This is a genomic window from Geobacter sp. AOG1, assembly GCF_019972315.1.
In the GTDB taxonomy this organism is placed as follows: domain Bacteria; phylum Desulfobacterota; class Desulfuromonadia; order Geobacterales; family Geobacteraceae; genus Geomobilimonas.
Genome location: NZ_BLIZ01000001.1, coordinates 1886372 through 1909512, shown reverse-complemented (window position 1 = coordinate 1909512; position 23141 = coordinate 1886372). Strand labels below are relative to the sequence as shown.

Below are 23141 nucleotides of genomic sequence, written 5' to 3'. Positions count from 1 at the left end.
CGACCACCGCACTGACCCGGCCATCAAGATACCAGCCGAGGGAGGTCTTTTCCGAGGTTGCCTCAGCATGGAAATCGACGAAGATAATTGGGGTTTCTTCCCTGAGTCGGGCGATTTCCCGGTCTGCCATACGGAACGGGCAGTCCAGGTTGTTCATGAAGACTCTCCCCTCAAGGTTGAGCACCCCTACCTTCACCCCGCCGGGAGTTTTCACCACCGTACTCCCCTGACCGGCAGTTCCCGGTGGATAATTGGCAGGGCGGAGCAGACGCTCCTCACGAGTGATGAATTCCAGTGAATCCTTTTTGTCCCAGATATGATTGCCGGAGGTCAGGAGATGGATACCGCTCTTGAACAGATCCTTGGCGGTCTCCTCCGTAATGCCGAAGCCCCCCGCTGCATTTTCACCATTAGCAATGACCAGGTCCAGCCGATACTGATCCACCAAGCGGTGCAGTTCCCGGGATACAGCCTGGCGCCCCGGCTTTCCGATCACATCACCGATAAACAGGATGTTAACGGGCATAGTCGATGGCCCTGGTCTCCCGAATCACGTTAACCTTGATCTGGCCTGGGTAGGTCATCTCCGCCTCCACCTTCTTCGCGATATCCTTGGCAAGAACCACGGCCTGTTCGTCGGTCACCTGCTCGCTGGAAACCATGACGCGGATTTCCCGGCCAGCCTGGATGGCAAAGGAGTTGCTGACGCCTGCAAATGAGGTGGCAATCCGCTCCAAGTCTTCAAGACGCTTGACGTAAGTCTCCATCATCTCGCGCCGGGCGCCGGGACGGGCTCCGGAGAGGGCATCGGCAGCCTGAACCAGAACAGCTAGCACCGTTGAGGGTTTTTCGTCTTCGTGGTGGGCCATGATGGCGTGGACAATTTTTGGCGACTCGCCGTATTTCCTCGCCAGCTCTGCCCCGATGACTGCATGGGACCCTTCCACCTCGTGGTCCACCGCTTTCCCCAAGTCATGGAGGAGACCTGCGCGCTTCGCCTGCTTGACGTTAATCCCCAGTTCGGCAGCCATGATGCCACAGAGGAATGCAACCTCCAAGGAATGCTGATAGACGTTCTGACTGTAGGAAGTACGGTACCGGAGGCGGCCGATCAGCTTGAGGACTTCAGGATGGATTCCATGCACTCCCAGATCGAAGGCTGCCTGCTCCCCCGCCTCCTTGATGGCCAGTTCAACTTCTTCCTCCGCCTTGGCAACCACCTCTTCGATCCGTCCTGGATGGATACGCCCATCGGCAATCAGCTTTTCAAGGGAAATCTTGGCAACTTCGCGACGAATCGGATTGAAACCGGACAGAATGACCGCCTCAGGAGTGTCGTCAATGATCAGGTCGATACCGGTTGCAGCTTCCAGCGCACGGATATTTCGCCCTTCGCGACCGATGATCCGCCCCTTCATTTCGTCGGAGGGGAGCGCCACCACCGATACGGTCCGCTCAGCCACGTACTCACCGGCATAACGCTGGATGGCCAATGCCATGATTTCTTTCGACTTCTTGTCGGCAGTCTCCCGCGCCTCCTCTTCGATGGCCTTGATCCGCTTGGCCACATCCAGTTTGGCTTCGCTTTCCATGGTCTCCATAAGCGTCTTCTTCGCCTCGGCAGAAGACATCCCGGAAATATTCTCCAGCTTCCGAAGCTGCTCATCTATCAACTGACCAATTTTCTCTTCCTTCTGGGTCAGCGCCTGCTCCCGGTTGAGCAGCGTCTGTTCCCGCTTGACAAAATCGGCGTCTCGCTGATCATAGAGGGCCATCTTCTTGTCGAGGTTCTCTTCTTTTTGCTGCAGGCGCTTTTCCAGTGCCTGCAGGTCGCGTCGCTTGTCCTTCGTGTCCCGTTCGAAATCGGCCTTGGCCTGGTACACAACATCCTTAGCCTGAAGAGATGCCTCCTTGAGGACCGTTTCTGCCTCGCGGCGGGCGTCGTCCATGACGCGGATTGCCTGTTCCTCAGCCCTGGCAACCGACGAGTCCGACATTTTCTTACGCAGTAGGTTGCCGATGAAAAAACCGGCTGCCGCTGCGACCAGAACAGCTAGTATGACAATTTCAATACCCATTGTAACGTACCTCCCCGTCTTCTATGATCAATCCCGAGGGCGAATAACCCTCCGGTCGGTGATTATCAGATCCATCCTCACATCGTGCGGCTCGTCCTTAAGGGCTTCCACCACTTGGAAGTCAAAACAGAACCCAACAAGATGCCCCTCCCCTTCCAGTTGATGCAGTGCCTTGTCGTAAAACCCTTTACCATAGCCGATCCGATGCCCGGTAAGATCATAGGCCACACCAGGAACGACGATTATGTCCGCTTTTCCTATTGCCATAACAGGGCAAGAGACCGCCGGCTCCCGAATACTGAAAGCCCCTGCCTGGAAATCCTCATTTCCGGTCACCAGCCTGAACTCCAGGGAAGAACCAGTGACAACGGGATAGAGCGCCTTTTTACCGTTATCCAGTGCAGTCGAAAGCACCAGCGAGGTATCCACCTCATTGTGCACCGGTGCATAGAGCGCCAGGACAGCCGCTCTCCCGAACTCGGAGGTGGATAAAAAGGCTCTCTGTACACGAAGACTGGCGGCCTGGTATTCGGCAACGTCAAGACACCTGCGCCGGGCAAGCATCTGCTGCCGGAGATTCCTCTTCGGCATGGGTCCTCACACGCTGTACTGCAGGGTAAACGCGATACACATACGAACAGTGTGGGCCGTGGCCCGGTGGAATGGTCCTCAGGGGGGATCGGTTCGGGGGGGGAATCTCGACGGGCTTGTTAGGTAGAGCCGCTCAGCTCAGGCTGCGGATACGAGAAAAGCAAAGCGACGTTCTTGAACACCTTCGAAAGCAATTGAACATGCTCTTACAGACTACCTATCAGCAAAACGGGTATGCTATCAACAGAAACACAACCTACCGCGTTGAGACTGGTAAAACGTTCCTACCCCGAACTTTTTGTATATATGAAGTCTCCCTGAAGAGACCTGAACCCTCAGCTGAGGTTTTGCTCGATCCGCCCAAGGAGTCGACGGACCGTCGCCTCATCTTGTGACGTGAGGCTGTCCCGCTCCCGCACAGCAGCAAGGTAGGCCTCAGCTATATTCATGAGAGCGAGAATCGCAACTACCTGCGTATCTCCGCCCTGTACTGCCGCCGACACCTCCGCCAGCTTTGCATTGACAAACGACTCGACTTCACTGACTGTTTCGGGAGCGGCCGAACTTCTTACCTGCAACTCCCTTCCCATGATACAGATACGATGGGACACGATCAACGGCGTTATACCTCTTCCAGCTTCCGGAGAATCGCATCGACCCGCTGCTTGAGTAGTTCCCGCTCTTCGATCATCCGGCGGTTTTCCTCGCGGAGCTGCAGGTTTTCCTGCTTCAGGCTGGTATAGCCATCAAGCAGACTGACCACCCGCTGCTCAAGTTCACCGATAAGTTGTATATCCATGCGAGACTCTTTTCGCGAGCGATAATAGGGGACAACCCCTCAAAAGTCAAGGTAATTATTGGAAAAGGGCCGCCACAAACTGTTGCGGGTCGAAGTCGCGGAGGTCGTCAACCCCTTCCCCCACCCCGATGTACCGGACCGGCAGTTGGAACTCATTACTGACGGCCACCACGATTCCCCCTTTGGCCGAACCGTCCAGCTTGGTAAGGGCGACACCAGAAACCTCAGCAGCTTCCTTGAACAGCTTCGCCTGAGAAATTGCATTCTGGCCGGTGGCGGCGTCAAGAACCAGCAGGGTTTCGTGAGGCGCACCAGGAATTTCACGCCCTACCACACGCCTAATCTTTTTCATCTCCTCCATGAGGTTGACCTTCGTATGAAGCCGTCCCGCCGTATCGATAATCAGCAGATCGCATTGCCGGGCAAGAGCGGCCTTGCAGGCATCGAAGACGACCGCCGATGGATCCGCCCCTTCCTGGTGACGGATCACATCAACACCGGCCCGTTCCCCCCAAATTTCCAATTGCTCGGCGGCTGCGGCCCGAAACGTGTCGGCTGCGGCCAGCAGCACCCTTTTGCCGGACATGGCATAGCGGTTGGCCAGCTTACCAATGGTGGTGGTTTTGCCGACCCCGTTCACCCCGATGACCACAATGACAAAAGGGGTGGAGGTGTTGATGTCAAGCGGCGCGGCGTATTTCTCCAGGCGCGCCAGGATGTCCTCCCGGAGTGCCCGCTTGAGGGCTTCTCCGTCCTGCAGTTCGTTCCGCTTCAGGCGCTGCTCAAGGGCTCGTATCAGCTCGACCGACGTGGCAACCCCGATATCAGCAGTGAGGAGGATCTCTTCAAGCTCTTCCAGAGTATCAGCATCGATCTGTTTCTTGCCAAGAAGCAGTGTATCGATGCGCCCGATGAGGTTTTCCTGGGTCCTGGAAAGCCCTTTTTTGAGCCGCTCGAAAAACCCGGGGCGCACTTCGGGTTCGGAAGCAGGCGGTATCACCGTTTCCTGAGGCTGGGCGTCGCCACCGACAAGCTTCCCCATCAGCCCGCGGAAAAATCCCTTTTGTTCCTCTGCCATCCTAGCATATCTCCTTGGTCAGCCGTTTCAGTGCCTGGCGAAAATAGTAGAGAGCCTGGCCGAGAATGGCATTCCGGTTCAGCGTCATCACCAGCGAGTAATCCGGTCCGATAGTGCCGACTATAACATGCTGGGTGGCGGTTGTAATAATCGCCTCTTCCAGATCGCCGGTCGATAACCCCGCATGCAGTTCCTTGAAATGATTGAGAAGAATCCCCTTGTGGGCACCCAGTACCTTCAGCTCGAAATCGTCATAATGGCAGTACTGCTCCACCGCCTCCCCCTCCCAGTCCGCCAGTATGGCTCCGCTGGCACCGGGAACAGTCTCCACCAGTTCTCTAAGGATTGTCTTGAACGGCACCTTCGGCTCCTTGAAGGCGGTGATGGTGACCGGGGAACAGCCACGTCCGCGCAGAATTTTCTGGGATCAGCTCCTGGTCCCTGTTTTCAGTTCAACTTCACCGATACCAGTTTCGAGATTCCCGGCTCCTCCATGGTAACGCCGTAGAGCGTGTCGGCGACGGCCATGGTGGTCTTGCTGTGGGTGATCATGATAAACTGGGCAAAAGCCGTCATCTCCCGCACCATGTCGTTGAAACGGCCGATGTTGGCATCATCGAGGGGAGCGTCCACCTCGTCAAGCAGACAGAAGGGAGACGGCTTGATGAGAAAAATGGAGAAAATGAGCGCCACCGCAGTCAACGCCTTTTCCCCGCCGGAGAGCAGAGTCACGTTCTGAAGCTTCTTCCCCGGCGGCTGAACGATGATGTCGATGCCGGTTTCCAACAGGTCCTCCTCGTTGGTCAGCCGCAACTCCGCCCGGCCACCACAGAACAGCCGCGGGAACACTTCCTGGAACTTGGCATTGACCTGCTGAAATGTTTCGAGAAAGCGCTTCCGCGTGGTCCGGTTGATGCGCTGTATCGCCTGCTGCAGGCCATGGAGGGACTCCTCCAGGTCTTTCTTCTGGGTGGAAAGAAAGGAAAAACGCTCCTCAAGCTCGCGGTAGTCATCGATGGCGGTCAGATTCACCTCCCCCATCTCGTCTACCAGCCGCTGCAACTCCGCCTGGCGCCGCTGGTCTTCGGCCACATCGAACTCCGCATCGCGGTGCAGGGGAAGCAGTTCCACCATGGTCAGCCGGTACCGGTCATGGAGCGAGTTTTCCAGGTGCTGCACCCCCATGGTCAATTCGGAGAATTTGAGGTTGGCGTCTGCCTGGGCCTGCCGGGACGCCTCATGGCGCGAACGCACCCCCTTGAGGCCAGCCTCATCCTCCTGCACTACTACAGACTCCGCCTCGTACTTTTCCCGGACAGCAGTATGGGCAGCCTCGGCCTCCAACTGCCGGGCCAGGAACTGCTGCAGACTTTTCTCGCTGGCGCCGATACTCTCGGCCATTCGCTCCCGGTCCACCACGCATTTATTCAATTCTTCCTCGTGGGAGGAAATACGTCCCTGCAGGTCCCTGCCAAGCTCCTCCACCCGCCGGATTGCGCGAAAGTTGGACTCGCGTTTCTCCCGGAGCGCAGCTGACCGGACCTTCATGGCGGTCACCCGTTCCCGGGCACCTTCGATTTCCTGTCGTCTCGCAACCAGGGTTTCCTGCACCGCCGCCAATTCCTCTTCCAGCACAACTTTTCGCGCCTCAAGCGTCGCTCTCTGCTCTCCGGCTGAGACAAGCTCCCGTTCCAGTGCCGCCCGTTCCTCGGCCAGTTGCCCATCCTCCATACCCCTGATTGTCAGCCGCTCCTCGATACGTTGCTGATCCTCCCGCACCCGCTGCAGATCCTTTTCTGCGTTGAGCAGGTTTATCTCCGCCTGGTGTAGCCGCTGACGGAGGTTGCGCTCTCCCTCCTCGACAGCGGCAATCTCCCGCCGCAGCTGTTCCCGCTCCCCCTCCAGTTCCAGAACCCTGGTACCAAGGTGCTCTACCTCGACGGACAAACCCTTGATCTCCCGCTTCTTGTGCACCAACCCCTGGGTAACGGCTTCCAGTGCTCCCCCCGTCACAACTCCCCCGTTGGCAGCAACGTCGCCACTCAGGGTGACAAAGGTCAGATGGGGATAACGCCGCGTCTGTTCGATGGCGGTCGCCCTATCGGGAGCGAGGTGAATTCCTATCAGCAAGGGGGCAATCAGCTCCTTGCACTGGTCGGCTATCCTGACCCGGTCGAGAAGGCGTGGCATGGTGCGGGGAACTGGCCCGACCGGCGTTCCATCGGCTCCTCCCAGGAGAAAACTGCAGCGGCCGCCACCGGTTTCCTGCAGGTGGACAATGGCATCCCCCACTGCCGGTTCCCCTCCGCCAAGTACACACTGGAGACGGTCCCCCAGCACCGCTTCAAGCGCAGCCTCGCATTCCTCGTCCGTCTCGAGGAAATCCGCTACGACACCGTCGAAACGCCCTTTGAAAAGCTCCGAAAGGAACAGGGAGCGAACCCCCTGGCCATAGCCGGCAAACTGGGCTTCGAGTTCCTGCAGGGAATGGAGCCGGGACCCCTTGCTGCTCAGGTCATTGCGGGCACTCTGCAGATCGTCGTCGAGCCGGTTCAGACGGAGTTTCAGCTCTTCTTCCCTCACCTTCAGACGGGCTTGCTCATCCACCAGCGAAGCCTTGCTGGTGGCAAGCACCTGGAGAGACAGGCCCAGTTCCTCCACATGCCGACTCGCCTCGGCCAGCTTTTCCCTGAGCATGGCGTCTTCCCGACGGCTCCTCTCGAACCGCTCATCCAGTGCCTCAAGCCGTTTGGCAGCCCCCCCCTGAATGTTGCTCTGCTGAGCGACCTGGGACAGGACCGAAAATAGCTCCCGGCGAGACTCTTCCTGCTGTGCCGCAAGCTTCCCTTCCGCCGCAGTGAATTCTTCGAGTTCCCGCTCCTTATCCTGGAGGGTCTGCTCCTCGTCGGCCAGTTCGGACGCGAAAGCCCCCTTCCTGTCCCCCAGCATCTTCAGCTCCGCTTCCGCTTCGAACAGCTGCTTGGCAAGACTTTCCAATTCCCCCGCAAAGCGCTCCCGGTGCCGGTCAAGGTTGAGCTGCTCCTTGCGCTGGAACTCCAGCCGGTTCTCGCAGGCCTGCATCTCCCCCTTGGCACGGAAGATCTCCTCCTGGGCCGCGGTGAGAGTCTTTTCCTCCTCGAGGAGGGCAATGCGTCGCTCCTCCAGAGCCAGTTCGCCGCGCTCCAACTGCTGGGCCAGGGCTGCCACTGCCGTATTCAGTTCCGCCAGCTCGCCGGCAAGCCGCTCTTTTTCGTCGGTGACTGTCAGATACTGTCGGACGGCCCCCCGGAGGTCAATTTCCTTCAGCTCTTCCCGGTATTCCCGGAACTTTTCCGCCTTTTTCGCCTGACGCTGGAGAGAATTGAGCTGTCGCCGGATCTCCGCGACGATATCACCGATCCGGAGCAGGTTTTGCCGGGTCGCCTCGATCTTTTTGAGGGCAACCTGCTTGCGTGACTTGAATTTGGTCACACCGGCCGCTTCCTCGATGAGAAAGCGACGTTCTTCCGGTTTGGCAAGAAGGATCATACCGATCCTTCCCTGCTCAATTATCGAGTAAGCCCGTGCCCCGACACCGGTATCCATGAACAGTTCGGAAATATCCAGCAGACGGCAGGGGGTCTTGTTGAGGTAGTATTCGCTCGTTCCATCCCGGTAGAGCCGCCGGGTCACCTGAATTTCGCTGTAGTCCAGATATCTGGCCGGCACGCGGCCGTCCTCGGTTGAAAAGACCAGCGAAACCTCCGCCATCCCGAGCGGCTTACGAAACTCGCTGCCGCCGAAGATGACGTCCTCCATCTGCCGGCCCCGCAGATTTTTGGCGGACTGCTCCCCCATTACCCAGCGTATGGCATCGACCACATTGGACTTGCCACAACCGTTCGGCCCGACAATCGCGGTAATCCCCTCGGTGAAGTCGAAGGAGACTTTCTCCACGAAGGATTTGAAACCGAGTATCTCTAGACGTTTGATTCTCATAAACCGCCGTATAGTAGCAGAGTGGGGGAATTAATGTAAAGGCAAAGATGGTGCGGAACCGGGGTTGGCGACAGGGCTGGCGTCCCCCCGGCAACCTTTAATTTACAGTACGCGGGAAATCATCTATAATCTCCTCCATGCGGATAATCCTCAAGAAATCCTACCTCCTCGCATCGCTTGCCATTCTGCTCCTGCTGGTGGGGGGCGCCGCCCTCATCCTTCCCCGCCTACTCCATCTTGACAGCTACAGAGATCAGATTCTGGCACAGGTCCAGCAGTCACTCAACCGCCAGGTACTCTACGAAAAGGGCGAGTTTTCCTTTCACATCCTCCCGACGTTTACCTTCACCAAGGTTGTGGTCAGGGAAAAGGACGGCACCGCAACCTTCCTCAGTGCCGACCGCCTGACCATCAAGGTTGCCCTCTTGCCGCTTCTGGAGAAAAAGGTCGTGCTGCGTGATCTGGTGCTGGAGAGACCGGCCATTGAGTTGGTCCGCAACCGGGACGGCCGCTTCAACATCAGCGACCTCCTGGAAGAGAAGCCAGAGGGAGTCCCGCTTCAGGTCAGGGGGATACATCTTCTGAAAGGGCACATCCGCTTTACCGATCTGGCGGTCGCCCCCCAGGGAGTTATCACACTCCTTGAAGATACCGATCTCAACCTTGATCATATGGGCCGGGGCAAGACCTGCACCATCAAGCTCGCTACCACGGTTCTGGACAATGGACTCAGGGGAAGCCTCGCCCTCAACGGCAAGGTCACTATCCCTTCGGCAGGGAAGCCCCTCAGCAACACAACGATAAACATCACCGTCAAGGGGAAAAACCTTAACGCTACCCCCTACTGGCCCTATTACAGCAGCTACGTACCGTTTCGTCAGATCCTGGCTCGGATCGACCTGGACAGCACGTTCAAGGGGAAGGTTGTCGACTTCACCTCCCGGGGGAAAATACGGATTGCCGGCCTGCGCTTCGATTATCCCCAGGTGTTTCACGCGGTCCTCACCCCGAAGGACCTTCATTTTTCCTACGATATGACGGTTACCCCGCGGGATGTCGACGTCAAGGAGCTCGATCTTACGGTAGACGCCCTGAACGTCAAGGGAGGGTGCGCAATTCGGGACATCCATACCAGCGATCCGCGCATAACAGCACGAGCGGTCACCTCCCAGTTCAACCTGCAGTATTTCGCCCAGTACATACCCTACGGCATCATCGTCAAGGACACCGCAGACTTCATCGAGCAGCACATCAAGGGTGGCATCTACAAACTGGACGACGGCCACCTCGATGGACGGGTCAGCCAGATTCTCCACATGGAGAGGGGGACTAACTACGATGTCCTTTTCATAAAGGGGCGGGTGCAGCAGGGACTCGTCACCTATGGCCCGCAGGTCCCCACCTTCAATGGAATCAGCGGTACCCTGGAAATGCGCGGCAAAAACTTCAACCTCATCGGCATGGCCGGCAACTTCGGCGCCTCCCCCTTCACCCTTGAGGGGAAGATTGCCGATTATCCCCTCGACACCCCGTCGAGCTATCCCTTCACCATGTCCATTAAGCCGCGCCAAGCGGAAGTGGCCTGGTTGCTCGGGCCGGAACGGGGCAAAAAAATGACTTTCAGCGGAGAGGCGCCTCTCCGCCTGACCGGGGAAGGCTTTACCAGCGACTATCGGTTGACGGGGGAATGGTCCCTGGGACAGGCCGCCTACAGCTACCCGGACATTATCAGCAAGCCCATGGGGCGTGCCAATACCCTTTCCGTAACGGGGACACTCTCAAAGCAGGAGGCAAGAATCAGCCTCCTCCGCTACCGGCTCGCACCGATGGACCTGGCACTCAGCGCCGTTTACCGCTATGCCGGCACCCCCCGACTGGAACTGGCCGTTAAATCCAACCCGTTCCCCATCCAGGAAGTGGCCGGCATGCTGCCCAAGGTACGCACGTACCAACCGGTTGGATCACTCCAGGCATCGGTACGTGCCGCGAGCAGAGAAAAGAGCGTCGAAGAGCTCTCCTGGAACGGCAGCATCGCCTTCAACGGATTTGCCTTTAAACCGTCTGAAACCATCCGCCCCGTGAGCAACCTCTCCGGGACCATCAATTTCAACGGTGACAACCTGGAAACATCCCAACTCACTGCACGGCTCGGCACGTCAACAATCTACGGGAAGGGAAAGCTGGCGGGCTTCAGCAATCCGACCCTCAATCTGACCTTTTTCTCGCCACTGCTCGACATGACCGACCTGGGTTTCGGCGTACCCCACAAGGAGGTAAAACTGACCGGGGTCGAGGGGAGTATCGATCTCAAGAACAACAGCCTCCAGATCAAGTCTCTCACGACCAAACTCAACAACACGTCCCTCACCGTTAAGGGGACGGTCCAGGACCTGCGCAATCCCAAACTCGACCTGACCGTGGCATCCACGTATCTGGATGTCGACGACATTATCATGCTGGCAGGACTCGAACCCCTCAAAAGGGACAACACCCCCCGTACCCGCCTTGAACTGAAGGCCACGGTCGACGCCAACGCCGGCAGGTTCCTGGATCTTCCCTTCCAACAGCTCCATACCAGCGTCTTCTACGAAAATTATATTCTCTATCTGCAGCAGGTTGGGATGGCCGCCTTTGGAGGAACTGTCGCCGGCAAGGCCCGGATCGATTTCGGCCTGAACGGCGCACCCCGGTACCAGGCGAATTACACCATCGATAATGCAAAAGCAGAACTGCTTGCCCAGGCGATTGGCATGAAACGGCAGGAAATAACGGGAAGCATTTCCATGCAAGGGGACCTCACCGCCAAGGGGAAAACGGCCGACGAAATCCTGCGGACATCCCTCGGCTCAACCCGTGTCCACGTAAAAAAAGGTCTGTTACGCAAATTTGCCACCCTTTCAAAGGTCTTCTCCATTCTCAACGTCTCCCAGTTGCTGAAATTCCAGCTCCCGGATATGGTTTCAGGCGGCATGCCCTTTAACGAGATCACCGGCACCCTTGCCGTAAGTGACGGCATCGTTTCCACACGTGACCTGTTCATAAAAAGCAACGCCATCAACATCTCGGTCGTGGGCAATATCAATCTGGTCAAAGAAGAACTCGACGTCACCATCGGCACCCAGCCTCTCCAGACGGTTGACAAGGTAGTAAGCAGGATTCCCATCGTAGGATGGATCCTGACGGGAAAAGAGCGAACCCTCGTCTCAGCCTATTTTGTTGCCAAGGGGAACATCGATGATCCTGACGTCACGGCCATCCCCATCGACTCCATGGCCAAGGGGGTGTTCGACATCTTCAAGAGGATTTTCCAACTCCCCGCCAAGCTGATAACCAACACCGGCGAAGTCATCATGGGGAAATAATTATGATAAGTTTCTCATGCTAAGCAAAATTTTTTATTGTCAAAAAATTGCCGTGTATGCTATTTTTCTCAATGGTCACAACAACTCATCAGGAGGATACCCGTGAAAAAAACAGTAGTGGTGGTTCTTGCAGTCATGGCACTTGCGGCCGCCGGTTGCCAGAAGAAGGAAGAAGCCCCCAAAGGCATGGCTCCCCAAGGTGGCATGCCTGCCCAGCAGATGCCAGCCGCCCAACCCGGCGGTGGTGATCCCCATGCTGGTCTCAAGCCCCAGGAAATTCCGGCTGGCGTCGGTCACAAGGGAAAAGTTGTGCAGACCATGGATGCTGCTGGCTATACCTACATCGAAGTGGAAGAGAAAGGGCAGAAGCTGTGGGTAGCGGTCATGCAGACCAAGGTCAAGGTGGGCGATGTTGTAGAGTTCCCCGACTCTCCGCCGATGGTCAATTTCCAGAGCAAGACTCTGAAGAGAACCTTCGACAAGATTATCTTCGCTCCGGGCCTGCATGTAAACTAACGCGGATATTTATTTCATTTTTATTATCAAGGCGAAACCGATCGGTTTCGCCTTTTTATTTCGCCAGCAGCTTGAGTCCTGCCAGGGCGGTCGGCTCACCGGGAGCAAGGCTCAATGCCCGCTGATACCAGGCTTCGGCCTGGTGCCTATCGCCACGCAGTCGGCACAGCTCCCCCAACGCCACACAGGCAGGCGCATGGGCGGGAACTAACTCCAGCACACAACGAAATGCCTCCTCCGCCTCGGCAACTTCCCCCAGCCCACCATACATCTCACCGATGGCAAGCCACCCCCACGGGTTATCCGGCTGCCGTTCGATTATTTCTCGATATTCTCGTTCCGCCCGAAATCTGTTCCCTTCTGCTTCATACTGCTCCCCTGACATGAGATTGGTCGCGTGGCAAAACCCCAGCAGCCTTTTCTGGGCGGCAAAATCGGCCGGCCGAAATCTGCTGCGGGTTGCTGTTCGCGTCAGACGGCCGAGGAGCTTTCGGGTCGAGAGGGCGACAAAGGGATCGTCCCGAAGATAGAATGCCTCCCGGTGGTCCTTTTCGAACATGTCGGATGAGCAAGCACCCGACGTAACAATATCTGCAAACAGGCTGGTGCCGGGGTAACAGGCCAGCGGCGATACTTGCCCGTCATGGGGTTTGATATCGTCAATGAGTCGCAGGGTCGTCTGAAGGTCCTCGTCGGTTTCGCCGGGAACCCCGGTGATGAGATAAATAGAGAGGTGCAGGCCGACCCTGCGTGTGGCCGCTGCCGCCTGCCGGATCTGGGAGGGAGTGATTCGTTTGCCCAGGGACGCCAGTATCCGTTCCGAACCTGACTCCACACCGTACTGAACACACTCACAGCCAGCCCGCTTCATCCAGCTGAGCATTTCCTCGTCCACGCTGGTAACCCGGGACTGGCAGTTCCATAGGATATGGAGACGCTCCTCCACGAGCAGGTGACAGAATTCAAGTACACGTTGACGGTCCGCGGTAAAGGTATCATCACGCAGGGAAAAGTAGATGAGTCCGTACTTGTCACGGATAGTTCGTAATTCATCGACGATGGCCCGAGGGGAACGGAAACGGAGGCTTCGCCCCCAGAATAGGGGAGAAGAACAGAAGCGGCAGGTGGCGGGACACCCCCGTGAGGTGATGATGAATTCCATCTGGCGCTGCCGGTCAACCCCGATGGCATCATCGTAACAGGATACGGCGGAAGGGAGAGTATCGAGGTCGGAAATGGTGGGACGGGGTGGCGTAACGACGATTTCACCCCTGCGACGACATGCCAGCCCGCGTATTGCAGTCAGATCCCGCGCACCCGACTGCTGCAGATGGCGGGCAAGCTCAAGAAACGTCTCCTCACCTTCCCCGAGGACCACCCCGTCAACCTGGGGGAAACCGGCCAGGAGTTCCCGGCTTCTGTGGGTCGCATGGGGCCCCCCCAGCACGACATGACACAGGGGATTCATACGCTTTGCCAGTTCGGCCAGTCGCAGGGCTGCGAAGCGGTTATGGGTGAACTGGGATATTCCAATGAGATCGGGTTTTTCATCGGCCAGCAAGGCTTCGGTTCTCTCCCAAGAAAAGGGAGAAAAATTGGCAAGCCTCGCCGTTATCCCTTCCCGCCGGAGCAGCGCACAGATGGAGCCCAGTCCGACGGGGAGAAGTGACGTATAGGGGTCGGCAGCAGTACGGCCGGTGGTTTTATAGGCGAGAAGTATCCTCATAGGCAAACTCTCTGCAGATCCTTTCCGACAGAGGCATGTCTGCAGGCAATAGACGATAGCCCGCGATGTCGGCCGGCAGTACCCAGCGGTGTTCTGCAACCTCCAGGTCCGCGACCTCTCCGGCGATCCAGAAACAACGGTAGACCAAGACGAGCACGGTACGTTCCGGATACCGGTGATAAATTACATCGAAGACCGGCCCAACCGTCACTGTTATCCCCAGTTCTTCAAGAATTTCCCGGGCAATACAGGTACGGGGGTCCTCATCCGGTTCGAGTTTGCCACCAGGGAACTCCCAGAGGTTGGGATAGGGAACGTCTGCCCGCCGGCGCGTCAAAAGTATTTTCCCTCCCTGTTCGATAAGGGCAGCCGTCACGAGAAGCGGAAGCATGATCACCTCAAAAAAAAATCCGGTCAGAGACCGGATTTTTCAGCACAACTGCCGCCCCCACCTCAATTATTATTGAGGGAGAGGCCGAGAGCGTCGTTTGCCAAGGCGTCGTCAGCCGTCTCTTCTTCTACGCCGGAGAGCAGGTCATCCCACTTGAAGACCTGCGGGTTAATCTTGCCGATCCTCTTGGCGCCGAGAAAACGAGATCGATAATAGGGAGTATCCATGGTAGAAATCACCACACGCCGGTCGCGCGACGACGCGTGGATCATTTTGTTGCCCCCCAGATAGATGCCAACATGGGAAGGGAATCGGGCATAGGTACGAAAAAAGACCAGGTCCCCCTTCTGCAGATCCCCGGGGGAGACCTCATTTCCTACCTCAAACTGTTCGCGGGCGGTGCGGGGAAGGGAAACTTCCATCTCGCGGAACACCTGCTGGACGAAACTGGAGCAGTCGATTCCGTTGCGACTGCTGCCGCCGAACCGGTAGCGCGTCCCGAGAAAACCGTAGGCTTTCGTTTTCAGGAGCTTGACATTGTCGGCTTTAAGCTCCAGGTTTTTGGTCAGATCCACCGGTTTTGAGGGGTCGGCCTCGGTCAAGTCCGCCAAACTCTGTTCGTAATCCTTCTCGCTGAACAAGTCGTTACTCTTGAGGTAAAGGCCGGCGGCTTTGGCGACACGCGGCTTGGCATCCTCGACCGCTTCGGCATCCCGCAGCACCAGCATCTGGCCAGCCTTCATCCGGGCTTTAGCACGTGGGTTGAGCCTCTGCAACTCGCTGACCGATACCCCCGTTTTCTTGGCGATCCGCACCAGATTGTCACCCTTCCTGACCCGGTATGTACTGGCAACAGCCTTTGCTTTGCCGCTGGCAGCAGCAGACCGGGGGGGAATGACCAGGGTATCACCCTTTTTTACTTGATTGTGTACCAGATTGTTGGCGGACTTGAGATCAGCAATGGAAACGTGATATTTTTTTGAAATAGCTTGCAGGGTTTCATTTCGCTTGACGCGGTGCGTCTTTGCAGCAAAGACAAGCGAAGGGAAGGTCATCAGAAATAGAAGGCAGACCAGTACGAATGTGCTGCTTTTTTTCATGCCCCCTCCTTTCATTGTTCTAAAAAAATGGCAAATGCGCGCACCTTTATATAACAACTAGCCGCTTTTGTCAAGCATGCAGGAAATCTGCCAAATCAAAGGGTTAACGACCGACGACATTCACCCGTACCTTTACCGGCTCATCTTGCAGCACGCGAAGCTGAGGAGACGGCATCACAAGACGTTTTTCTACCACCGTGCTTTGATGGATTGCGGATAGGTCGATTTCTTCAGTGGCAACACTCTCCAATTGGCTTAACATATGGGCAGGCCCCTCGGCCAGCACCGTCCCAGGTTCACTCGTAAGCCTTTTTATGTGCAATTGGCCGGGAAGCATTCCCACCGTCTTTACTCGAATACGGACCATTTTGCGGATTTTTTTCTCGGTCATAACACGGACTACCGACGGCTTAACCCCGGTTACCACTACCCCGGTCGGCAACTGGAAATTATCCCCTTTAACCGCCAACTGACTGTTTCCTTCACGAATGCTTGCCAGATCCAGATCGGCGACGACATCCAGATTCTTCGGTGATGGGATAAGGCGGCTGATGAATTTTAGCTGTACCTCCACCTCTTCCGGCGTCGTCCGGGTCAGGGCAAGTCCCTCCGGAAGGTTGTGGTACTTGATCGGCGCCGCGACCGTTATGACTCCACCCTCCCGGGTAGTAATGAGCAGCCAGCAGACCACCACCAATAGAACCGTCGCCAGCTTCGGCATCAGATTGCCGAACAGACGGCGGCGCCAGGGAATTTTCCTAATTTCCTGAGAGGGGGGGGCCAGCAGTGCATGGAGCCTTTCGCTCAACTGCTCAGGGGTGGCAATGGGAAGGAGTTCACCGGCCAGCGCAAGGGAAACCTCGCCTCGCTCTTCAGACACAATGACCACAGTTGCATCGGATCGTTCGGAAAGTCCAAGCCCTGCCCGGTGGCGGGTACCGTAATACTGGGGGAGGTCTGAATTCGCCGAAAGGGGGAGATGGCAGGACGCCTGAATCACCCGGCCGTCACGGATGAGCACTGCACCGTCATGCAGGGGAGTACCGTCGAGAAAGATGCTTCCGATAAGCTGGGCGGTCACCAGGCCGTCCACCTGCACACCATGCAGCAGATATTCATCCAGCGGCTCTCTGCGCTGGAAAACGATGATGGCACCGGTTCGCCGGGAAGCCAGGGAGAAAACGGTGTTCGCAATATCCATGAAATCAAGCTGGGCAGAGTTTTCCTGGCGGTCGAACAGGTTGCGGAGCAGACTGAATCGGTAGAGCGCCTGTCGTATCTCGCTCTGGAAGATAACGATCAGAAGGACAAACAACACCGTCCCCAGCTCCTGGAGGATCCAGCTGGTCATGAAGAGCCCCAGGTTCTTGGTCACCACATAGAGGGCGCCAAGAAAGCCGAGCCCGATCACCACCTGCATGGCCTTGGTGTTCCTGAACCAGCTGTAAAGCTGGTAGACCAGAAAGCTCATAATGATGATGTCAATTATGTCCTGGACACGGATATAGGGAAACACGGATTTCCTTTACGGCCGTTGGTCTTTGTTGCAAGACATTCCCATTGCCACCCTGAATGCCCCGTGAGGCCACGCCCCCACAACAATTTACTGGCATGCCCGGCTGATTTTATGTTACAAGTTACAACCTGTTGGACCTGCAAAGACGATAGTTCACAAGCGTAGTTTCATACCATTTCCACCACAATAAAGGTAGTAAAAATGTACAAATTAAGTGAGAAGGGGGAGCGGATCCGGTCGATGTTCGACGAGATTGCCCCCCGCTACGACTTTCTCAACCGGCTCCTTTCCCTCGGCATCGACCGGGGCTGGCGCCGCTTTGCCGTTGGCCAACTGGCGGTTCCCGCCGGTGGAGAGGTCCTCGATATCGCTACCGGTACCGGCGACGTGGCACTGGAGATCGCCCGGCAGACCCCGCGAGACGTTTCTATCGTCGGCGCCGACGTGAGCCGGGAAATGGTGGAGATCGGCCGGCAAAAGGTTGCCGCATCCCCCCATGCCGGCCGCATTATCTTCGAAATCTCCCCCTGCGAGGCGCTCCCCTTCGTCGACAACCGGTTCAACGGGATCACCATAGCCTTCGGCATCCGCAACGTCGTGGACCGCCCCCAGGGGCTCGCCGAGATGCACCGGGTGCTCAGGCCCGGTGGCCGGGTCGTCATCCTCGAGTTCTCCACCCCCACCTTCCCCCCGTTCCGGGCACTCTACCAGTTCTACTTTCTCAAGGTCCTCCCCCGCATTGCCGGGCTCTTCTCCCGTCAGAGCGCCTACCAGTACCTCCCCGATTCGGTCATGGAGTTCCCCTCCCGCGAGGAATTCAAGGCGCTCATGGCCACGGCGGGCTTTAAGAACCTTCGTCACTTCAATCTCACCTTCGGCATCGCCACGGTCTACGTAGGGGAGAAATAACCTTCCTTTTCACTTCCTTTCGGGAATCCCTGGCTGAGAACGGCAGCGGTGAAGGATGGGGAGTCACCTCCGCACTTCAGCCGGTGAAGCGGTTGGAGCTGCTTCCGCCTTTTCGGCCGACAGGAGTTCCACCGTCACCTTGCCGAGGGGGATTTGGGTCTCCACCTTCACCGGCGCCCGGGAGTTATCATCGGCCAGCCAGATCGTAACATCTCCGGTCCTCTTGAATATGCCGTCGGTCTTGAACTGCGGCTTAATCACGATGGTATCGGCTTTCCTGAATCCCGGCAAACTCACCCGTTCCCGGCGCAGCACCTGCACGGGAATTTCGGTGTACTGATCGCTGTCATAGACCTGGAGCATTTCCGACGTACCGACCTTGAGCGGCCTTCCCCTCAGGTAGTAAAAACCGGAGAGAAGATCGAGGACGTCGCTAGTCGGAACTGTCTCATTACTACTTTTGTGCGTGAAGAGATTATGCCAGAACACTTTCTTGTCCCGCAGAAAGAGGGTAAATCCGCGGTTGCTGCGTAATGAGCCTTCCTGCTGCCTGATCTTGGTAACGATAAAGTTACCGGCGATATGCCGCGTTTCGATGAAGTCATCCACGGGATAAAGGCTGGCGAGGGCAGCGTTGGACGTGACCTTTAGGGTGATCCTCACCTCTCCGCGCTCGTTTTTCGCCTCCAGCTCGGCACTACCCACCGGAAAACCGAACATGCTTATCTGGTAGGAGAGCTTTTCCCGTTCCGTCGCCAGGAACTCGCCAGCTGTTCTCAATGGTGGTACGACTTCATAGGTAGACACTGTTTTCCGCGCTGTCGCAGGCATCGTCTCGATTGTCGATAACGTTCGCTGAGAGGTGTCAGCCTTATCCGCATTTACTACAGCGCGCTCCGCTGCCTGCTCCGGGGCGGTCTGGCGCTGCGCCATCCCTTCCAGCGATGCATCGACTGACGCTCCAACCGTTGGAGTATGGTTTGCTGCATCTTTCGTAGCAGCTCCCCCCCCGACTGTCTCAGTGAGTTCTTGCCCCGTGGTTTCCTTGGCAGGCTCGTCAGCATCGCCAGACACCTTCACGTCGACCGTGACAGCTTGGAGCAGATTGACCGGTCTGGCAAAATTGTAACTGCCAAGCCTTCCCAGCGGAAACAACAGGAGGAAATGCGCCATGACGGACAAGCAGACACAGATTGTCGGTATGCGAATTCTTTCATTCATGGGAGACATTTCCCCTAGTTATGCAAAAAGCCGCACCCTGTGGGGTGCGGCTTTTAAATTCGCCCCCCTTAAGGGAGGGAGGCAAGGCCCTCCCCCAGAGGTGGCGAGCCACGGAGTTGTGCCGCATCTTTTCAATAACTCACAAAAGCGTCTGTCGTGAAATGCATTGGCATGCCGGAAGCGGAGAAATCGAAATGTTTTCCGTGATCTTTCATCATCAGCTTGAACGCGCTCATCATGTAGCGCCGTTTGAAACCGTCCTCCAGCGCGACAATTTCCTGCACCTTCTCGGTGTAAAACTTCATGTAGCAGGTACCGAGTGCCTGGGTAATTTCGTCCATGGTCATCTCGAATGGCTCGACAATGGGGGTCACCAGATTGTATTTCGAGTAATCCCATACCCTGATGCGGTCCTTCATATCCGCATGAATCGGTGTAAACGGCATGGGGGTGACGACGGGGAACACTGCGATATCCGGATTGAGATACTTGGCGGACTCGATGGTGCTGTCGATTGAATCCCATGTTTCATTCGGAAAGCCGATCATGAATGACGCTTCCGTGATGATGCCCGCCTCGCGGCACAGATCCAGTGCCTGCTTGTTCTGCTCGAAACTGGTGCCTTTGTTCAGGCTGTTCAAGGTATCCTTGTCGGCGCTCTCCGCACCGATGTAAATGTGGATGATCCCGGCCTCCGCGTATTTGTGCAGGATGTCCGCATCCCTGATGATATCTTCCACCCTGGTTTCGATGAGCAGCTGGACCCCGAACTTCCGCTCGATCAACAGGTCCAGGAACAGTTCCCAGCGGTCCCGGTGTTTGGTCGGATAGGCATCGATCAGCGTGAAAAAGCCGATATTGTAGGTCTCGATCAGGTGGGCCATTTCTTCGACGACATTTTCCGGTTTCCGGCAGCGCCAGTCCTCGCGCCAGAACATCCTCTGGCTGCAAAACGCGCACTCCATGTCGCAGCCGCGGGAGGTCAGAATGGAGGCCATTCTGCCGCCGGGCGCGACACGATACTGGTAGTCATCCCAGTCCAGCAGGTGCCACGCTGCAGACAAGGAGTCCAGTTCGACAATGTGGGGTTGATTGGTGTTTGAAACAACCTCGCCACCCTCCCGATACGCAATCCCCTTAACGTCTTTTCCTTTACCATCCGGGATAGCGGCAAGCAGCTGTTTCAAGGTCTGCTCCGGCTCTCCCTTCAAGATATAATCTACGTGGTTTTTACCGTCTTCGAGGATTTCATTAAACATGAAGGTGGGATGGGGGCCGCCCAGCAGGGTGACAATGGCCGGATTCACCTCTTTGGCAACATCCAGAATCCTGAGGGCATCGGGAACCGTGGCGGTGCTGATCGCGCCGGTGACCGGAAGATAATCCAGGGTCATGACGAAATCGGGCTGGAAGCGTTTTATTTCCTGCCTGATATCTTCGAACGCGAGCCCTTTGTTCATGGCGTCAAATATGCGGGCTTCGTGTCCCGCTTCAAGTGCGGCTCCGGCGAGATAGGCCAGATGCAGTGGGGGCCATTTGCCGACTACCTGCACTCCCCAGCAGTGATAAGGGGCTGTTACAAAAAGAATCTTGCTCATCTTGGTCCTCCCCTGCGTAAATGGTCTCAGTTGCAAAGTTGAAGCGTGCGAAGCACCTTGTGAACTTTACCAATGAAACGATCAATGGTCATGTAAAGATTTGGTAAAGAATCAGATGTCATTGAGGGATAGGGAAAGAAAGGGATGAGCGGCGCTACAAGGTTGGGTCATCATTTAGTATTGATTTTACGGCACAAGGGAGGTTAAACCAGACGCGGGTCCCATTCCCGTCGCTTTCCGCGCCGACCGTGCCGCCATGCGCCTCGATAAGTTCCTTGACTATTGCCAGTCCGATACCCGCGCCCCCGGCGTCCCTGGAGCGCGACCTGTCCGCCCGGAAAAACCGCTCGAACAGATAGGGGATATCATCTGCCGCAATGACCCCGCCACTGTTGGCAAAGACGGTCTTTATGCCGTCCGCGGTATGCTGCGTTGAAATTGTCACGATTCCCCGGCGTGGCGTGTATTTCCAGGCATTGTCGGCCAGGTTGCGAATCGCCTGCAGCAGCTTGTCCCGGTCTGCCGTCACGAGATCGCTCCCTGGGTCGAGCTGCCACTGCACATCAATCTCCTTCTCCTGGAAATTAGGCCGATACAGGGCCATGATCTGGCCGAGCAGTTCGTGGAGGGAGATATCCTGGCAATCGAGAAACGCCTTGGCGGCATCGGCTCTGGCCAGTTGCTGGAGATCGTCGACAAGATGGACCAGGCGCAGGACCTCCTGCTCAAGCATCTGAAAAGTATCGCTGGTCGGCGGGATGACGGAGTCGCTCAGGCCTTCCAGGTATCCGCGCAGGTTGGTCAGCGGGGTACGCAGCTCATGGGATATGTCGGCTACCATGTTCTTGCGCAGCCGTTCAACCGTCTCCAGGTTGTCGGCCATGTGGTTGAAGGCATCCGCAAGTTGCCCCCCCTCATAGCGGGACACCACGTTGACCCGTTCGGAATAGTTACCGTCGGCAACTTTTTTGGTGATGGCGGTGATCTGTAGCAGGGGGCGCAAGACCCAGGTAGTCAAGAGGTACGTAAAGAGCAGGGTAAAGGTCAGCGCAGCGAAAACTCCCCAGAACATGTGGTGGTGGATAGCTTCAAGAAACCTGCTATGTGCATCAACCGGCGAGATGTGGAAACGTTCTTCCAGCTCCCTGTAATATTCTGCCGCCCGCCGGTCTACGGCTTGCCAGACCACCAGCGAAAAAATCGCGAAGATCGGGACGAAGTGGCCAATCAATAACTTCCAGAGCAGCCTCTGTCGCATCTACCCTCCCGGGTTTTCGTCGCTGAAAGAATAACCATGGCCGCGCACCGTTAGAATGAAACAGGGCCGGGAAGGATCATCCTCGATCTTTTGACGGAGTTTGCCGATGTGCACGTCGATGACCCGGTCGATAACCGCCTCGCTGTTCTGATAGCACTGACTCAGGAGTTCCTCTCGGGAAAGGGGCTTCCCGGGAGAACTCATCAGAGCATACAGAAGTTTGTACTCCCACGTTGTAAGGGGAACAAGTTTCCCCTCGCGGGTTACCCTGTGTTTCTCGGGATCCAACTCCAGCCCGGCAAACGAGAGGATTGCCGCAGCAGCGGGCAAAACCGGCCTGCTGCGTCGCAGGATCGCCTTGACCCGTTCCACCAGTTCGCGGGGACTGAACGGCTTGACAACATAATCATCGGCGCCCATAGCCAGTCCGGCAATCCGGTCGACCTCTTCTTCCCGCGCCGTGAGCATCAGGACAGGGACATCGGAGCTTTTCCGCAGAACCCCGCAAATCTCCCAGCCGTCAACGTTCGGCAGCATGACGTCGAGGATGACGAAAACGGGATTACAATCGTCGGCGGCCTGGAGCGCCTCCCCGCCGTCGTGGACAACCACCGTCGAGAAACCCTCCCGTTCGAGATACGTTGCAACCAGAGCGGCGGTATTGCGGTCATCTTCTACGATCAACACTGTTCCTTCGTTGCCAGTGGGCTGATACATTCAATTTCTCCGAATCATTTAACCATGGGAAGACCTGAACGCCGCCAGGCGGCCATATGGCCCGTAAGAAGCGTGACATTGCGGAAACCGAGGAAGCCGAGCAGCACCTTGCCCATCATGGCCCGAGGACCAAGTTCGCACAGCACGACAAGTTCGGCATCTTTATCCTGCGGAAGCGGCTCAAGCAGCAACAGGATTTTCCAAACCGGTGCGTTAATCGCACCGGGAATATGGCCGGCCCTGAACTCGAACCCCGTGCGGACATCTATCACCGTCGGGGGCTGCCCAGAGGCCATTTTTTCT

At 56.9% G+C, this 23141-nt stretch carries 20 protein-coding genes (1 of these 20 cut by a window edge); 3 read left to right on the top strand and 17 right to left on the bottom strand.

Translation table 11 applies throughout. The annotated features are described in order from the left end of the window. From LDN04_RS08765 to smc, 8 genes are all read right to left on the bottom strand, one after another. Window positions 1-526: the 5' portion of a TIGR00282 family metallophosphoesterase gene (locus tag LDN04_RS08765; protein ID WP_223908951.1), read on the bottom strand. 263 nt of this gene lie to the left of the window's left edge; the window shows 526 of its 789 coding nt (coding positions 1-526); it begins with the start codon at window positions 524-526; its stop codon lies off the left edge, out of view. After that, entirely contained in the window at window positions 516-2078 is a 1563-nt protein-coding gene (gene rny / locus LDN04_RS08760) for a ribonuclease Y (RefSeq protein ID WP_223908950.1), read from the bottom strand. The genes LDN04_RS08765 and rny overlap by 11 nt, the downstream gene beginning before the upstream one ends. 27 nt (window positions 2079-2105) lie before the next feature. Beyond that, window positions 2106-2669, bottom strand: coding sequence for a 5-formyltetrahydrofolate cyclo-ligase (locus LDN04_RS08755; protein WP_223908949.1), 564 nt, complete (start codon window positions 2667-2669; stop codon window positions 2106-2108). Window positions 2670-3004: 335 nt separating this feature from the next. Further along, window positions 3005-3280: a cell division protein ZapA gene (locus LDN04_RS08750; RefSeq protein WP_223908948.1), complete on the bottom strand. Its 276-nt coding sequence runs from the start codon at window positions 3278-3280 to the stop codon at window positions 3005-3007. A gap of 11 nt (window positions 3281-3291) precedes the next feature. Next, the gene (locus tag LDN04_RS08745) at window positions 3292-3468 is read right to left on the bottom strand and encodes a cell division protein ZapB (protein WP_223908945.1); all 177 of its coding nucleotides are present in this window, start codon (window positions 3466-3468) and stop codon (window positions 3292-3294) included. A 55-nt stretch (window positions 3469-3523) separates the two neighbouring features. Next, window positions 3524-4546, bottom strand: coding sequence for a signal recognition particle-docking protein FtsY (gene ftsY, locus LDN04_RS08740; protein WP_223908942.1), 1023 nt, complete (start codon window positions 4544-4546; stop codon window positions 3524-3526). Between the two features lies 1 nt (window position 4547). After that, window positions 4548-4907: a roadblock/LC7 domain-containing protein gene (locus tag LDN04_RS08735; protein WP_223908940.1), complete on the bottom strand. Its 360-nt coding sequence runs from the start codon at window positions 4905-4907 to the stop codon at window positions 4548-4550. A gap of 86 nt (window positions 4908-4993) precedes the next feature. After that, window positions 4994-8524 carry a chromosome segregation protein SMC gene (smc, locus tag LDN04_RS08730; RefSeq protein WP_223908938.1) on the bottom strand — a complete coding sequence of 1177 codons (3531 nt, stop codon included), beginning with the start codon at window positions 8522-8524 and terminating at the stop codon, window positions 4994-4996. A 137-nt stretch (window positions 8525-8661) separates the two neighbouring features. Here smc and LDN04_RS08725 point away from each other — a divergent pair, with 137 nt between their 5' ends. Beyond that, entirely contained in the window at window positions 8662-11886 is a 3225-nt protein-coding gene (locus tag LDN04_RS08725) for an AsmA-like C-terminal domain-containing protein (protein ID WP_223908937.1), read from the top strand. A 102-nt stretch (window positions 11887-11988) separates the two neighbouring features. Beyond that, on the top strand, window positions 11989-12402 hold the full coding sequence (locus LDN04_RS08720; protein ID WP_223908935.1) for a hypothetical protein: 414 nt from the start codon (window positions 11989-11991) through the stop codon (window positions 12400-12402). A 55-nt stretch (window positions 12403-12457) separates the two neighbouring features. Here the strand turns inward: LDN04_RS08720 and LDN04_RS08715 are convergent, their stop codons facing one another. The 4 genes from LDN04_RS08715 to cdaA form a co-directional block, all read right to left on the bottom strand. After that, window positions 12458-14128, bottom strand: coding sequence for a B12-binding domain-containing radical SAM protein (locus tag LDN04_RS08715; protein ID WP_223908933.1), 1671 nt, complete (start codon window positions 14126-14128; stop codon window positions 12458-12460). Continuing rightward, window positions 14106-14519 carry a (deoxy)nucleoside triphosphate pyrophosphohydrolase gene (locus LDN04_RS08710; RefSeq protein WP_223908931.1) on the bottom strand — a complete coding sequence of 138 codons (414 nt, stop codon included), beginning with the start codon at window positions 14517-14519 and terminating at the stop codon, window positions 14106-14108. The genes LDN04_RS08715 and LDN04_RS08710 overlap by 23 nt, the downstream gene beginning before the upstream one ends. Before the next feature lie 62 nt (window positions 14520-14581). Continuing rightward, a complete protein-coding gene (locus LDN04_RS08705; RefSeq protein WP_223908928.1) occupies window positions 14582-15619 on the bottom strand; it encodes a C40 family peptidase in 1038 nt (345 codons plus the stop codon). A 103-nt stretch (window positions 15620-15722) separates the two neighbouring features. Further along, window positions 15723-17135, bottom strand: a complete 1413-nt coding sequence (gene cdaA, locus LDN04_RS08700) for a diadenylate cyclase CdaA (protein ID WP_223908925.1) — start codon at window positions 17133-17135, stop codon at window positions 15723-15725. 201 nt (window positions 17136-17336) lie between these two features. Between cdaA and ubiE the strand changes: the two genes are divergently transcribed. After that, on the top strand, window positions 17337-18044 hold the full coding sequence (gene ubiE, locus LDN04_RS08695) for a bifunctional demethylmenaquinone methyltransferase/2-methoxy-6-polyprenyl-1,4-benzoquinol methylase UbiE (RefSeq protein ID WP_223908922.1): 708 nt from the start codon (window positions 17337-17339) through the stop codon (window positions 18042-18044). Window positions 18045-18107: 63 nt separating this feature from the next. On the opposite strand, the gene LDN04_RS08690 is transcribed toward ubiE, so the two are convergent. From LDN04_RS08690 to LDN04_RS08670, 5 genes are all read right to left on the bottom strand, one after another. Then, window positions 18108-19265, bottom strand: a complete 1158-nt coding sequence (locus LDN04_RS08690; protein ID WP_223908920.1) for a DUF3108 domain-containing protein — start codon at window positions 19263-19265, stop codon at window positions 18108-18110. A 131-nt stretch (window positions 19266-19396) separates the two neighbouring features. Beyond that, complete coding sequence (locus LDN04_RS08685) at window positions 19397-20863, bottom strand: B12-binding domain-containing radical SAM protein (RefSeq protein ID WP_223908918.1); 1467 nt, start codon at window positions 20861-20863, stop codon at window positions 19397-19399. 154 nt (window positions 20864-21017) lie between these two features. Further along, window positions 21018-22121: a cell wall metabolism sensor histidine kinase WalK gene (locus LDN04_RS08680; RefSeq protein WP_223908916.1), complete on the bottom strand. Its 1104-nt coding sequence runs from the start codon at window positions 22119-22121 to the stop codon at window positions 21018-21020. Further along, window positions 22122-22838, bottom strand: a complete 717-nt coding sequence (locus LDN04_RS08675; protein WP_223908914.1) for a response regulator transcription factor — start codon at window positions 22836-22838, stop codon at window positions 22122-22124. Between the two features lie 14 nt (window positions 22839-22852). Continuing rightward, entirely contained in the window at window positions 22853-23134 is a 282-nt protein-coding gene (locus LDN04_RS08670) for a rhodanese-like domain-containing protein (RefSeq protein ID WP_223913362.1), read from the bottom strand. Window positions 23135-23141 lie beyond the last annotated feature (7 nt).

Coding starts and splice junctions, on each gene's coding strand:
- LDN04_RS08745 (WP_223908945.1), bottom strand. CDS start 3,468: ATGGATATACAACTTATCGGTGAACTTGAGCAGCGGGTGGTCAGTCTG.
- ftsY (WP_223908942.1), bottom strand. CDS start 4,546: ATGGCAGAGGAACAAAAGGGATTTTTCCGCGGGCTGATGGGGAAGCTT.
- LDN04_RS08685 (WP_223908918.1), bottom strand. CDS start 20,863: ATGAGCAAGATTCTTTTTGTAACAGCCCCTTATCACTGCTGGGGAGTG.
- smc (WP_223908938.1), bottom strand. CDS start 8,524: ATGAGAATCAAACGTCTAGAGATACTCGGTTTCAAATCCTTCGTGGAG.
- rny (WP_223908950.1), bottom strand. CDS start 2,078: ATGGGTATTGAAATTGTCATACTAGCTGTTCTGGTCGCAGCGGCAGCC.
- LDN04_RS08690 (WP_223908920.1), bottom strand. CDS start 19,265: ATGAATGAAAGAATTCGCATACCGACAATCTGTGTCTGCTTGTCCGTC.
- LDN04_RS08725 (WP_223908937.1), top strand. CDS start 8,662: ATGCGGATAATCCTCAAGAAATCCTACCTCCTCGCATCGCTTGCCATT.
- ubiE (WP_223908922.1), top strand. CDS start 17,337: ATGTACAAATTAAGTGAGAAGGGGGAGCGGATCCGGTCGATGTTCGAC.
- LDN04_RS08710 (WP_223908931.1), bottom strand. CDS start 14,519: ATGCTTCCGCTTCTCGTGACGGCTGCCCTTATCGAACAGGGAGGGAAA.
- LDN04_RS08715 (WP_223908933.1), bottom strand. CDS start 14,128: ATGAGGATACTTCTCGCCTATAAAACCACCGGCCGTACTGCTGCCGAC.
- LDN04_RS08680 (WP_223908916.1), bottom strand. CDS start 22,121: ATGCGACAGAGGCTGCTCTGGAAGTTATTGATTGGCCACTTCGTCCCG.
- LDN04_RS08670 (WP_223913362.1), bottom strand. CDS start 23,134: ATGGCCTCTGGGCAGCCCCCGACGGTGATAGATGTCCGCACGGGGTTC.
- LDN04_RS08705 (WP_223908928.1), bottom strand. CDS start 15,619: ATGAAAAAAAGCAGCACATTCGTACTGGTCTGCCTTCTATTTCTGATG.
- LDN04_RS08755 (WP_223908949.1), bottom strand. CDS start 2,669: ATGCCGAAGAGGAATCTCCGGCAGCAGATGCTTGCCCGGCGCAGGTGT.
- LDN04_RS08675 (WP_223908914.1), bottom strand. CDS start 22,838: ATGTATCAGCCCACTGGCAACGAAGGAACAGTGTTGATCGTAGAAGAT.